The 12988-nt window shown below is 43.8% G+C and carries 13 protein-coding genes; 6 read left to right on the forward strand and 7 right to left on the reverse strand.

Annotated elements, in window-relative coordinates; translation table 11 throughout:
- Positions 1–121: 121 nt before the first annotated feature.
- Together A8C56_RS09925 and A8C56_RS09930 are read right to left on the reverse strand one after the other, a co-directional pair.
- Positions 122–1771 carry a DEAD/DEAH box helicase gene (locus A8C56_RS09925; protein ID WP_067761842.1) on the reverse strand — a complete coding sequence of 550 codons (1650 nt, stop codon included), beginning with the start codon at positions 1769–1771 and terminating at the stop codon, positions 122–124.
- A 130-nt stretch (positions 1772–1901) separates the two neighbouring features.
- The gene (locus A8C56_RS09930; RefSeq protein WP_067755220.1) at positions 1902–2132 is read right to left on the reverse strand and encodes a hypothetical protein; all 231 of its coding nucleotides are present in this window, start codon (positions 2130–2132) and stop codon (positions 1902–1904) included.
- A gap of 137 nt (positions 2133–2269) precedes the next feature.
- Between A8C56_RS09930 and A8C56_RS09935 the strand changes: the two genes are divergently transcribed.
- The gene (locus tag A8C56_RS09935; RefSeq protein ID WP_067755223.1) at positions 2270–2845 is read left to right on the forward strand and encodes an RNA polymerase sigma factor; all 576 of its coding nucleotides are present in this window, start codon (positions 2270–2272) and stop codon (positions 2843–2845) included.
- Positions 2845–3981 (forward strand): S1C family serine protease, encoded by a 1137-nt coding sequence (locus A8C56_RS09940; protein WP_067755226.1) that lies wholly within the window; start codon positions 2845–2847, stop codon positions 3979–3981. The genes A8C56_RS09935 and A8C56_RS09940 overlap by 1 nt, the downstream gene beginning before the upstream one ends.
- A gap of 109 nt (positions 3982–4090) precedes the next feature.
- Here the strand turns inward: A8C56_RS09940 and priA are convergent, their stop codons facing one another.
- The gene (gene priA, locus A8C56_RS09945) at positions 4091–6586 is read right to left on the reverse strand and encodes a replication restart helicase PriA (protein ID WP_067755229.1); all 2496 of its coding nucleotides are present in this window, start codon (positions 6584–6586) and stop codon (positions 4091–4093) included.
- Entirely contained in the window at positions 6579–7349 is a 771-nt protein-coding gene (locus A8C56_RS09950) for a lysophospholipid acyltransferase family protein (protein WP_067755232.1), read from the reverse strand. Before A8C56_RS09950 ends, priA begins: the two co-directional genes overlap by 8 nt.
- A 108-nt stretch (positions 7350–7457) precedes the next feature.
- Here A8C56_RS09950 and mtaB point away from each other — a divergent pair, with 108 nt between their 5' ends.
- The 3 genes from mtaB to A8C56_RS09965 all read left to right on the forward strand — a co-directional run bounded on the left by mtaB (position 7458) and on the right by A8C56_RS09965 (position 9900).
- A complete protein-coding gene (gene mtaB, locus A8C56_RS09955) occupies positions 7458–8747 on the forward strand; it encodes a tRNA (N(6)-L-threonylcarbamoyladenosine(37)-C(2))-methylthiotransferase MtaB (protein ID WP_067755235.1) in 1290 nt (429 codons plus the stop codon).
- A 334-nt stretch (positions 8748–9081) separates the two neighbouring features.
- Positions 9082–9360, forward strand: coding sequence for a hypothetical protein (locus tag A8C56_RS09960; RefSeq protein ID WP_067755238.1), 279 nt, complete (start codon positions 9082–9084; stop codon positions 9358–9360).
- A 252-nt stretch (positions 9361–9612) separates the two neighbouring features.
- The gene (locus tag A8C56_RS09965) at positions 9613–9900 is read left to right on the forward strand and encodes a hypothetical protein (protein WP_067755241.1); all 288 of its coding nucleotides are present in this window, start codon (positions 9613–9615) and stop codon (positions 9898–9900) included.
- A 94-nt stretch (positions 9901–9994) separates the two neighbouring features.
- Here A8C56_RS09965 and A8C56_RS09970 read toward each other — a convergent pair whose 3' ends face one another.
- Together A8C56_RS09970 and A8C56_RS09975 are read right to left on the reverse strand one after the other, a co-directional pair.
- Positions 9995–10642 carry an NAD(P)-dependent oxidoreductase gene (locus A8C56_RS09970; RefSeq protein WP_067755244.1) on the reverse strand — a complete coding sequence of 216 codons (648 nt, stop codon included), beginning with the start codon at positions 10640–10642 and terminating at the stop codon, positions 9995–9997.
- A gap of 68 nt (positions 10643–10710) precedes the next feature.
- A complete protein-coding gene (locus A8C56_RS09975) occupies positions 10711–11112 on the reverse strand; it encodes an Rrf2 family transcriptional regulator (protein WP_067755246.1) in 402 nt (133 codons plus the stop codon).
- A 138-nt stretch (positions 11113–11250) separates the two neighbouring features.
- Between A8C56_RS09975 and A8C56_RS09980 the strand changes: the two genes are divergently transcribed.
- A complete protein-coding gene (locus tag A8C56_RS09980; RefSeq protein WP_067755248.1) occupies positions 11251–11688 on the forward strand; it encodes a DUF6526 family protein in 438 nt (145 codons plus the stop codon).
- 6 nt (positions 11689–11694) lie between these two features.
- Here the strand turns inward: A8C56_RS09980 and A8C56_RS09985 are convergent, their stop codons facing one another.
- Positions 11695–12927, reverse strand: coding sequence for a proline dehydrogenase family protein (locus tag A8C56_RS09985; RefSeq protein ID WP_067755251.1), 1233 nt, complete (start codon positions 12925–12927; stop codon positions 11695–11697).
- Positions 12928–12988 lie beyond the last annotated feature (61 nt).

Below are 12988 nucleotides of genomic sequence, written 5' to 3' on the forward strand. Positions count from 1 at the left end.
AAGATCAGACCGGTTCAAATAAAAGAGACTGCCTCAAAAGTTGTCATCGTTTCATTGCTTTTGCAACGCAAATAAATATCTCGAAATGACAACTTTGACACACCCTCTGCAATTACTTTAATTATCTTCTTCTGCCACCGCCACTATCGGCGTCATTCATCCGGATCCGCCTGCCGCGATAATTCTTGCCATCCAGGGCCTTGATCATGATCCGGGCAGAAGCGGCGTCCACTTCCACCCAACTGTTCATTTCCTTCATGTCAATACGGCCAAGGTTTTCCTTGCTCAGGCGGCTCATGTCCAGAATAAACTGCAGGAAACTGGCTTTATAGAAACCGTCCTTGGTTCCCAGGTTCACAAACAGCCGCTGGTACTGCCCGCTGCGGCCGCCACGGCTCTCACGCGCCGGGCTTCTGCCCTCTTTCCGGTCCCCCTTGCGGTCTTCCCGCAGGTTCAGATCCACTGAATTTTCATAATATTTTAAAAAGCGGTCAAATTCCAGGGCAGCTACCCTTTGTAATACCTCTTCTTTGGTAACCGATTCAAATTTTTCCTTTAATACCGGAACATAGGCTTCATATTCGCCATTGCTGATGTCTGCATTCAGCATTTTATCAATAAAATGGAAAAATTGTTTCCGGCAAACATCTTTCCCGGAAGGAATATCAATTTTATTAAAGCGGGTGTTGACCAGCTTCTCAATCTGGTGCAGCCGGTACATTTCCCTGGGTGTAATAATAGATATGGAAATACCGCTCAGCCCGGCTCTGCCTGTTCTGCCGCTCCGGTGCGTATATACCTCTGTATCATCCGGCAGCTCATAATTAATTACATGGGTAATACCCTGTACATCAATGCCGCGCGCTGCCACGTCTGTTGCAATCAGCAACTCCAGCGATTTTTCACGGAAGCGTGCCATCACCTTATCGCGCTGTGCCTGCGTCAGATCACCATGTAGCGCTTCAATATCATAGCCTTCCCGGATCAGTTGTTCTGTAATCTGCTGGGCATCGGCTTTGGTTCGCGTAAAAATAATGCCATATAAACCCGGATTAAAATCAATGATCCGTTTTAATGTTTCATAACGGTTGATATGCTGTGTTAAATAATACTGATGCGCAATGTTCACGTTTACGGAATTGGCCTTGCCAACGGTTATTTCATGGGGCTGCTCCATATACCGCTTGCTTACCTGCCGGATCTCTTTGGGCATGGTAGCGCTGAACAGCCAGGTGCTCTGGCGGTTTGGGGTCTCTTTTAATATGAATTCAATATCGTCCTTAAAGCCCATGTTCAGCATCTCATCTGCCTCATCCAGCACCACATAATGAATATCATTAAGGTTGATCGCTTTGCGTTCAATCAGGTCAATCAAACGGCCGGGAGTAGCCACAACAATATGAGTACCCCGCTTTATTTCACGGATCTGCTGGCTGATAGCCGTGCCACCATAAACAGCAGTAATATGTATCGCTGCATTTTTTTGTTTAAATGCGTTCAGATCGCTGGCAATCTGAAGGCACAATTCCCTTGTAGGGCAAATAATTAACGCCTGAGGCGATGGAAATGATCTGTCGATCAGCTGCAAAAGCGGCAAACCAAAGGCAGCCGTTTTACCAGTGCCGGTTTGTGCCAGCCCTATAAAATCTTTTGTTCCCTGTAATAGAACAGGTATTGCCTGCTCCTGTATGGGGGTGGGCGTCTTAAACCCGATTTCCTGTAAAGATTGAAGTAAACCTTCCTCTATACCCAACGATTCAAATGTAACCACTAAACTATTTTTATAAAATGAAGCGGCAAAGGTATGATATTTACTGCACAATGCTGAAATATCCCCTTTCAAATAAAAAGCCATCCCGCTGCAGTGGGGATGGCCTTCATTATTGCCGAATATAAATGAATTATTTTTTGGAAGTAGTGTCTGCCTTTGTTGCGGCAGTATCTGTATGAGTGGCCGCGTTGGTATCCAGATTTACGGTATCACCGGCTGCTTTTTCAGGCGCATTAATAGAATCCGGAGTTGTAGGAGCCACCGCAGTTGAATCGCTGCTGTTTGCATCTCCGTTAGAACCGCTGTTACAAGCTACAAAACCTACTGAACTGATTACCAAAACAATAAATAACTTTTTCATTATTTTAAACTTTTAATTTACAATATTGCGTTTTATACAGAAAAAGAAGAAAGGTAACCCCGTAACCTGCAAAAAAGTTTTTCTTAATGATAAAGGGTTACTATTTTTAAAAAAAAGTATTATAAACTGAATAAGGCGTGAAAGATACGATTTTAGAACAGGAGATACTGCTACTGAAAGGATTAGCGCGTAATGACAGGAAGGCGTCCGAGGAAATATACAAACAGAATTACAACCTTATTCAGGCTTTAGTTGTCAATAATAATGGTACTGCTGATGATGCCCGTGATATTTTCCAGGAATCAATGGTAGTGCTCTTTGAAAAAGCCCGTTCAGGAACATTTGAGCTCAACTGCCAGATCAAGACGTATTTGTACTCTGTTGCCAAGCGGCTATGGCTTAAGAAGCTGCAACAACAGAACCGTTTTACGGAAGAATGGAACGACAGCGGGATGCAGGTAAGAGTGGATGATGATATAGAGGTTCATGAACAAAAAGACCAGGAGTTTAATCTGATGCATCAATCGATCCAGAATCTTGGTGAACCCTGCAAAAGCCTGCTGGAGGCATTTTATTTTAAAAAGAAAAGCATGCAGGAAATTGCTGAAAGTTTTGGGTATACCAATTCTGAAAATGCTAAAACGCAGAAATACAAATGCCTGATGCGCCTGAAAAAATTATTCTTTTCTCAATATACTAAAAAGGAGCCGTAATGCACGAGCATGACAATATACTATTAACGGAGGCAGTTGAGCGGTACATTTCCGGGGAAATGACCCCTGATGAGCGTCTGCAGTTTGAAAACTTAAGAAAGGCGGACAGCGAAGTGGATCAAATGGTGGTGACCCATACGATGTTTCTGCAAAAAATGAATCGCTATAACGAGTGGCAAAAGTTTCAGGTTTCATTAAATGAAATTCATGATGATCTTGCCACGCAGGGTAAAATAGACTCTCCGGCTTTAAAAGGAAAAGCCAAAATTGCTTACCTGTTCAATAAATATAAAAGAGTAGGTTCCATTGCAGCTTCTATTGCAGGGCTTACCGCGCTGCTGGTTTCTGCCATCCTGTGGTCCGTTACCCCTAAAACACAAAGGGCACAGCTGGATCTTTTAAACCGCAATATTCACAACCTTGCCAACAAATCACGCCAGCAGGACCAGGAGATCTATAATCTGAAAAATAATCAGAGCACAACAAGTATAGTAAAGCCCGCAATCAACTACAGCTCCGGCGGTACCGGCTTTATTATTGACAGCAAGGGATTACTGGTTACCAATGCGCATGTAATACAAAATGCCCAGAATATTGCTGTAGCCAATGCGGCTGGTGATGAATATGAAGCTAAAGTTGTTTATACGGACCCGGTAAGAGACATTGCTGTTCTGCGGATCATCGATAAAAATTTTAAAAGCCTGCCTCCTGTCCCTTACGGGTTTACCAAAAAAACGGCAGAGATGGCAGAGCCCCTGTTTACATTAGGATATCCGCGGGAGGACATTGTTTACAACGAAGGGTACCTGAGCTCCAAGACCGGATTTAACGGCGATACATTAAGCTGCCAGATAGAAATTGCCGCTAACCGCGGCACCAGCGGGAGCCCCATCTTAAATAATGAAGGCGATGTGATCGGCATACTGAACAGCCGCCAGAAAGACCAGGAAGGCGTTGCTTTCTTTATCCGGTCCAGAAATCTTTACACTATTTTAAATGAAGTGAAGGAAAAAGAAAAAACAGACGCTGCTATCCAGAATGTGAAGCTGAATACCCGCTCTTCTATAGCTAATCTGAATCGCCAGCAGCAGGCGAAGAAAATACAGGATTATGTATTTATGGTAAAAGTAAATTAATCTTTAACAATAGCAACCAAAACCAATTTTTTCCCCGGCCCACTGCCGGGGATTTTGTTTTTAGAGGCGCCAGCCCCATATATTGCAGCCATATGGAAAATGCCGGCCATTAATAGGGATCCACATCCGGTATCACTACAACAGACCTGTACCGTTTTTCCTGATGCATTAAAGCAATATTATAAAGCACTTCTTTTTTACAGGAGTCAATAATCTTCGAGCTGCGGGGCAGCTTCAGCAACAGTTCCATCAGGTATTGATTCCGTACCCTGTTAATAACAGGCTCAGATGGTCCTACAATAAAATCCTTATAACGGTTCTGTAAGCTATTGAAAAACCAGGCAGCGGCATCCTGCACTACTTCCCGGATCTTATTTTTAAAGGTAAGTCGGATCAGCCGGGTATAAGGCGGGTAGCCAAATTGTTGCCGTTTGGGCATTTCATCATTAAACAGCTTTTGATAATCGTGCTGCTGCACTTCCAGCAATACCGGGTGGGTGGGCTGGGCGGTCTGAATCATTACCTGGCCCGTACCATGCTTTCTGCCGGCACGGCCGCTCACCTGCTCCATCAGTTGAAAGGATCGTTCATTTACGCGGAAATCCGGAAAAGACAAAATCCCATCCGCATCCACAATACCTACTAACGATACATACTCAAAATCCAACCCCTTTACCACCATCTGCGTTCCTACCAGTATATCCAGTTTTTGCTGTTCAAAGGTCTGTATCAGCTGATCATGCGCATGCTTTCCCCGCACCGCATCAATATCCATACGACCGATCTTTGCAGCAGGGAACAGCTCCTGTAAAAGCTCTTCTATTCTCTCCGTACCAAACTGTTTCTGTACAAAATCATGGCCCCCGCAGCTGGGGCAGGTTACCAGTGGCGGATAAGTGGTACCGCAGTAATGACAAACCAGCTTATTATAGAATTTATGATAATTGAGCGACACATTGCAATGTTTGCATTGTGGCACCCATCCGCAGGTATTGCAACGCTGGTAAGGTGTATACCCCCTCCTGTTCTGAAAAAGAATCACCTGCGTTTTATGCTCCAGCGCCCTGTGAATGCTCTCTACCAGGGGTGGATAAAGAATGGTACCGGCAAATTCCTTTGTCCGGTAACGACGTGTATCGGCTATTGCTATTTCCGGCAGGGCCAAATTGCCAAAGCGTTCAGCAAGGCTCACCAATCCATATTTTTGATGCATCGCATTGCTGAATGATTCAAAAGAAGGGGTAGCGCTTCCTAATACCACTTTACAATCTTCAAAAAGCGATGCAAAATAAATGGCTGCATCCCTGGCATGATAGCGGGGTGCCGGCTCCATTTGCTTATAGGAAGTATCATGCTCCTCATCACAAACAATCATTCCCAGCTCCTGAAACGGCAGGAATAAGGAAGAACGTGCGCCCAGCACTATCTTTAATGAGCCGTCTTTTACCTTGTTCCATACCTCTACCCGCTCATTCTGCGAAAAGCGGGAATGGTACACACCAATATGACCTCCAAAATGCCGCTGCAACCGCCTGATCGTCTGGGACGTTAACGCAATTTCGGGCAACAGGTATAAAACCTGTTTTCCCATACGTAACTGCTCTTCGATCAGATGAATATATATTTCTGTTTTACCGCTGGAGGTGATCCCATGCAAAAGACAAACATCTTTTTCCTTTAAAATCCCTCGGATCTCATCCAGTGCCTTTGCCTGCGCAGGAGACAGTTCAAAGTTTACATTGATCTCTTTTGGCAAAAAACGGATCCGGTCAACAGCCCTTTTTTCCAGAAACAGTACCCCTTTATCCACCAGCCCTTTCAGCTGGGCTTCTGTAGCGCCTGCTTTCTTTAGCAATGCGCTTTTTGTAATAGCACCCTCTGTTTTCTGAAAATGCAGGTAGGCCAGCAGCAATTCCAGCTGCTTTTCCGCTCGCTGCAATTTCTTATCTGTATTCAGTAACTGTTCCAGGGCCACTTCATCAGTATAGGCAGGGCTTAGCAGCACATAGGTCTCTTTTTTGGGGCTATACCGCTCCTTTAAAGATTCCCATACATAGCAGATCTTTTGCTGGATCAGGTAATTTACAACAGGATAAACATGAGTGCTGTCCAGTATTTGCTGCACCTCTGTTAACTTCAGCTCCTTCCGGAGCAGCAGCGCTTCCGCAACAAGGAAGGCCTCATTACCCAGTTCAGTAAAATCCTCCCCTGCCTCTTCGTTAAAAACAAGGATAGTTTCACTGCTCAGCTTAAAATGAGCCGGCAATGCGGCAGCCATTACCTCGCCCTCGGTACACATATAATATTTTGCGATCCATTCCCATAATTGCAGCTGGCTGTCAAACACTACCGGCTCTGCATCCAGGACATTTACGATTTCCTTGGCCTCAAAAAATTCAGGCGGCTTTTTATGGATTCTTTTTATAACCCCGGCATATCTTTTTGATTTGCCCAGATTTACCTCCACCCTGCAGCCCACAACGGCCGCCTCTTTCAATCGCTCCGGTATTGCCCAGGTGTAATTGAGCGGTAGTGCCAGGGGGATTACCACTTCTGCATAATCTGTTATGAGATCAGTTGTATATGCAATTTCGTTTTCAGTCATTCTTTTTTTCCGAATTATTTTCAGGTGTTGCCCATGCTGCTTTGCAGGCAAGCAATTTTTGCTCCATAAGTGCATATACCTGCTGTTTCAGCGCTTCATGATCATTTTCACGGAACCCATCCACAGGCACTTCCTCCAGGAATACTACTCTGCATTTTCCGGGGTTCAGCGAAAATAATTTTGTATACGGCATCCTGTTATAAGTATCCAGGAACAGGACCGGCCTTATGGGTGTACGGGTTTCCAGCGCTAATTTAAAGGCGCCATTATAAAACTGTTTTAACGGCTGACGGGTTTCATTAAAAGTTCCTTCCGGGAACACAAAAACCGAAATGCCTTTGTTGATGATGGAGCGTAAAAGACGGATACTTTTTGCCCTTGCCGCTGCAGAATTCCTGTCTACGCTAACAACTACCCGGTTATAGATAAAGCCAAATACGGGCACTTTGCCCATTTCAGCTTTTCCTAAAGGACGCATAGGCTTACGGAACACATTTACCATGACGGGGATATCCAGGTAAGATATATGATTCGCAATAAGGATATATTTCTTATCGTCCTCAAAAGGAGCATCAAAGATCTTTTCCACCCTGATGCCCATCAATGTAAACCATATATCAGACCAGATAATGCAAAGCCGGTACATCCAGTTACCGCCTCTGACCCGGCCCCCAAAAGCAGCTACCACGGCAAACGGGAAAATAAGCAGCAGAATGACCACAAAAACAAAAGCCGCCCAGATATTGTACATCAACCGAAACATACTCTTAGTTCTTCAAAAATAAAAGGTTATCCATAATTTGGTCTTTATATTTTCACCAGCTGCAAAAACACACTGCCTTCAGTTATTTTTTGTAATTTTGCAGCCTTTATGCAGGGCGCAAAAACAGTAGCATTTCATACACTTGGCTGTAAGCTCAATTTTTCTGAGACCTCCTCGCTCTCCCGTTTAATGGAGCAGGAAGGTTTTGAAAAAAAGGAATTTACAGATGTTGCGGACGTTTACGTCATCAACACCTGCTCCGTTACGGACAATGCAGACAAGGAGTGCCGGCAGCTGGTGCGCCGCATTCAGCGTAAAGCGCCGGAAAGCATGGTGATCATCACCGGTTGTTATGCACAGCTGAAGCCAAAAGAAATTGCAGCAATACCCGGAGTGGACCTCGTGCTTGGCGCTGCGGAAAAATTCAACATTGCAAAGCACATCAAAGAAATTTCCAAGAATGATGCTACCCGGATCTGCAGTTGTGATATTGAAACCGTAACCGGCTTCCACAGTTCCTACTCTGTTAATGACCGCACCCGCACCTTTTTAAAGGTACAGGATGGCTGCGACTATAATTGTTCTTTTTGTACCATTCCAATGGCCAGGGGCAAAAGCAGGAGCGCCTTAATAAACTCTGTTATAAAGGATGCCGAAACGCTGGCCGCATCAGGTGCCAAAGAAGTGGTGCTTACAGGTATTAACCTGGGCGATTTTGGCAAAGGCCCGGATGGTAATGCGCCGGCGGCCATCAACGGACGAACAGAGAACTTTTATGCGCTGATACAGGAACTGGAACAGGTTGCAGGTATTGAACGTTACCGGATCTCCTCCATTGAGCCAAATTTGCTCACAAATGAGATCATTGAATTTGTGGCCAACAGCAAAAAATTCATGCCCCATTTTCATATTCCGCTGCAAAGCGGCAGCAATACTATTCTTGGCGCTATGCGCAGAAGGTATAAAAGAGAACTTTACGCCGACCGTGTTGGTGTTATAAAAACACTGATGCCGCATTGCTGTATTGGTGTGGATGTAATTGTGGGATTCCCCGGAGAGTCTGATGAACATTTTGAAGAAACCTATCATTTCCTGCACCAGCTGGATGTATCTTATTTCCATGTATTTACCTATTCAGAGCGGGCCAATACCCATGCGTTGAACCTGCAGCCGGTGGTACCTGCTGCTGTGCGTCATGAGCGCAACAAAATATTGCGCAACCTTTCCTATATGAAAATGCAGTACTTTGAAAACCAGCATGCCGGAACTACCAGGAACGTATTATTTGAAAATCATAATAAGAAGGGCATGATGGAAGGCTATACGGATAACTACATCCGCATCACCACCCCATACCGTGCAGAATGGGAAAATCAGATCGTTAAATGGAAACTCTGATGCATTAAAAATTTTATTTACCAGTTATTCTTTTCTTTCTTAAGCACTTATATTCTACCCGCTTTACATTAACATTTTCTTTTTTGCCATTCTGCCAAAATGGTATCGTATTTGTATTTCATTTAAAAGCAGTATAATTTATTTTATAGTTCTTTATATCACTGGATATAAACTTTAGACGCTTTACACAGCTGGTTTACAGTAAAAAATGTTTTAGTATTTTTTATACTATTTATTAACATAACCTATATATCAATTACATTTTTTCATCGTTTATAGAATAGGTGAAATCAACTTTTTTTATTTAATAATTTTTATCTTAAAAACTTTTATCATGAAAAAAACTACAAGAACATTAATGTTAGCATTGGCAGCAACAGTGATCACAGGAAGCGCTTACGCACAGGTAGACAGCACAAAATCTGATTCAACAGATTCTACTGTTATTAAATCAGATTCTACTTCAACTCCGCCAACAGAGGACAAAAAGAAAGATGAAAAAACTCCTCCGCATGCCTTTGTAGCACCTCAGCAAAGCAATACTCTTGCCTGGGTTGCAACAAGAGAATTAATGGGTAATAAGGCTGTAGAAGTAGAAAAAGAAGAAGCATAATTTTTTAACCCCTAAAATAATCATGTTTAAAAGACCACGTGCTTACGCACGTGGTTCTTTATTATCGTCCCTTCTTTTCTAAAGAATCGCCACCCGTAAGTTTATTTCATTGTGTGTGGGGAACAGTATTACCTGCACTCCTATTCAGTCTTTTCAGCAGTTCTTTTCCTGAAACTACCATTGATTTTCATTTCTATCCCTTGTCAGCAGTCGGGGCCTGAAAGAACTTTGCCTTATCGAAAAAATATTTTTATGATAAAGGCATATCTGGAAATCACACTACAGGTTGAAGAAGCAAACCGGGCAGGTGCTGCCGGCATTTATAATAAGTATAAGACCCCGTTTTTAGAAACCATCAGTGGAGCTGTATCAAAAGAGCTCCTGTTACATGTGGAAGATGTACAGGTTTTACATGGGTTTAACAGCGTTGAAAGCGCACAGGAATACCTGATGAGTGATCTTTTTAACAACGGCGTGGTGACTGCACTAAAACCGTATTTAAAAGGCCACCCGGATATTAAGATCTACCATGTAGCTTAACCGGCTTTCCTTAAAACAAACAGCCAATACCGCATCAATGCTGCTGCCGGCAGGCGCTTATAAAAATTGAACGATAGTCTTTACCACACCGGCATTAATAGCCCGCGGTAAAACGCTGACGGATGTGCTGTCCGTTTTCTGCTTCATCAAGGATCACCACGGCCAGGTCTTCTACAGATAAAACGCTTTTCCCATTGTTGTCAAATACAGGGCTGTCGGTTCCCAAACGGTACTTACCGGTGCGGCCGGTTTGAACATGAGGTCCCATTTCTATTGCAGGGCTGAAAAAAGTCCAATCCAGCAGTTGATTCTCCTTAAGAATATTCAGGTAATCCCTTGCAGCACTGGCTCCTGCCCTGAATTGCTCAGGAAAACCATCACTGTCCACCAACTGATGCCCGTTTACTTCCAGACTGCCTGCTCCGCCAATAACGATCAGGCGCTTTACACCTGACGCCTCCACAGCTTTCTCAATCTCTTTTGAGCCTGTAAGGAAATCCTCATAAAGATTGGGATTGCCCCAGCCGGCATTAAAAGCGCTGATCACCGCGTCATTCCCTTTAATTACCGTTGCCAATGCCACATCTGCCACATCCTGGTCTTTCACTGTCAGATTCGGATCGGATATCCGGATCTTTGAGGTATCTCTTGCCAAAGCCGTTACCTGTTGCCCTCTCTGTAATGCTTCCTTTAAAATGGCGTTCCCTACAAACCCGGTAGCGCCGATCAGTACGATTTTCATTGTTATTGGATTTATTATCTAAAAATTAAAATTGTAGTATTTTTTATTACAGTTATGGCTCCAAAGAATTAAATCGGGTCTGCCAGATCTTTAATGGTGATTGACTGAAACCGCTTCAGCAATGCTGTTTCTGCTTCCCTATTGATCTGCTCCATAATACCGGTGATTTTTTTCCCGACCACGCATTGCTGGTTAGGCAGGTTTTTTGAATGCGCAAATAATCCTTCCTTATAAATTGCTTTATAAATATCAGATAAACGGATTTTGGCAGGCGTCATTGCCAGCGCATTTCCCCCGTTTTTACCTTCCTGCGTCTGTACAAAACCTGCTTCCTTTAAAATGCTGATTTCTTTACGTACTAAAACCGGGTTGATATTAATACTGGACGCTATATATGCGGACGACACCCCTTTTTCCCTGCTTAGAAGGGTTAAAATATGTATTGCGATCGCAAAACGTCCGTTGATCATTACTGTAATCAATTTTATTACAGTACAAAAATAACAAAGAGGGACTGGTTATAGAGATCTATTTCCGTTAATTTTTTATTAAAGCGGTGATTTTTATCTTTATATCTGTGTTTACTTTGCTTCCTTAAAGTTTTTACTATGAAAGTGCAGCATTATAAAAATCATATCCGGTACTACCCGCCGCATCATTTTGTTTTTTACCCGGTAGTTTTATTGCTGGAAGGGTTTGCTATTTACCGGGCTATCACCAATGAATCGTTACGGGAGTTATGGGTTTTCATAGCGCTTATAGTGTTACTGGTTGCCTGGCTTTCGTACATGACCCGGCAGCATTATGCTTTGCAATTGCAGGACCGGCTGGTACGGCTGGAAATGCGGCATAAATATGCAATGCTTACCGGGAAAGATTTTGAACCGCAGGAGCAGAAGCTATCCTTTGGCCAGATAGCAGCATTGCGCTTTGCATCGGATGATGAACTGGTTCCCCTGATCAATAAGGCTATTAAAGAAAATCTCCCGCCTAAAGCCATCAAACAAATGATCCGGCACTGGAAAGCAGATTATATGCGGGTATAACCGGCATCAGTGGCTACGCCGTTGCAATTCTTTTTTGATCAGCCCCAGTTCCCGGCCCGTTTGTCCTTTTACAGACGTATTTTCCTGCGCACGCCGCATCAGGTAGGGCACTACATCATCAATAGGCCCAAAGGGGAGGTATTTACTTACGCTGCAACCTGCAGCAGCAAGGTTAAAAGTAATGTTATCGCTCATGCCATATAACTGGCTGAAATGCACATGGGGATGGTTAAACGGCAGGTGATGCTTATATAAAAAATCCACGGCCAGCAGGTTGCTTTGTTCATTATGGCTTGCTACCACCAGGGCAATCCGGTCCAGCCGCTCCAGGCTGAATAAAAGGCCCGCATTGTAATCCCTGTCTGTGCTTTCCTTATCCGGCTGGATGGGTGAAGGATAGCCTTGTTCAGCCGCACGCGTACGCTCCTTTTCCATATAGGCTCCGCGTACCAGCTTTACGGCCAGAATAAAATTCCGTTCCGCTGCGGCATCATAACAGTCTTTTAAAAATTGCAACCGGTCGCGGCGGTATAGCTGAATAGTATTATAAATAACCGGAACGCTTTTATTAAAAGTGTCTGACATCAGAACGGTCAATGCATCAACCGGGTCCTGTATCCAGGTTTCTTCAGCATCAATCAATACGCCTATATTCTTTGCCGCAGCCCGTTCGCATATACGCAGCAATCTTGTACGAACCCGGTGCCATTCTTCTTTTTCCGCCGGTTCAAGCTGTTCTGTTACCTGTAAATATCTTTTGATCAATGTACCTTTTGCCTCATTCATCAGCCGGTCAATTTTCTCCAGCAAAGAGAACCGGGAGAACCCGGTAACCTTTACGCTCATAAAAGGGATATTGGGCTGGGTGGCCGCATAATCGATCACCCTGATAAATTCCTCAGCTGCATGATCATATTCTTTATCCCCGACTTCACCGCCTTCTACACCATAATCAAGGATTACCTTAACATTATACCGGCCCAGCTTTTCAGCTACCTTTGCGGTTTCTTCCAGCGTTTCGCCTCCTACAAACTGCTTAAAAATGGTATTGCGTACCAGTGCTTTTACAGGCAGGCCGCTTTTAATGGCCCAGGGCGTCAGCCGGGTGCCCAGTTGTACCAGCGCAGGCCTGCCCATTACAGCAAAAAGAAATTTTGCCCGCTTCAACTCTTTATCCGTTTTATATTGAAATGCCAATTCAGTGTTATCAAATGATACAGGTAAATTGTTCTGTTGCATATAACCAAAAAATATCCGGCAAAGGTAAGATTACAGTCACTGCTTATCATAAAAAAATTGA

Source organism: Niabella ginsenosidivorans (assembly GCF_001654455.1).
Classification (GTDB): Bacteria; Bacteroidota; Bacteroidia; order Chitinophagales; family Chitinophagaceae; genus Niabella; species Niabella ginsenosidivorans.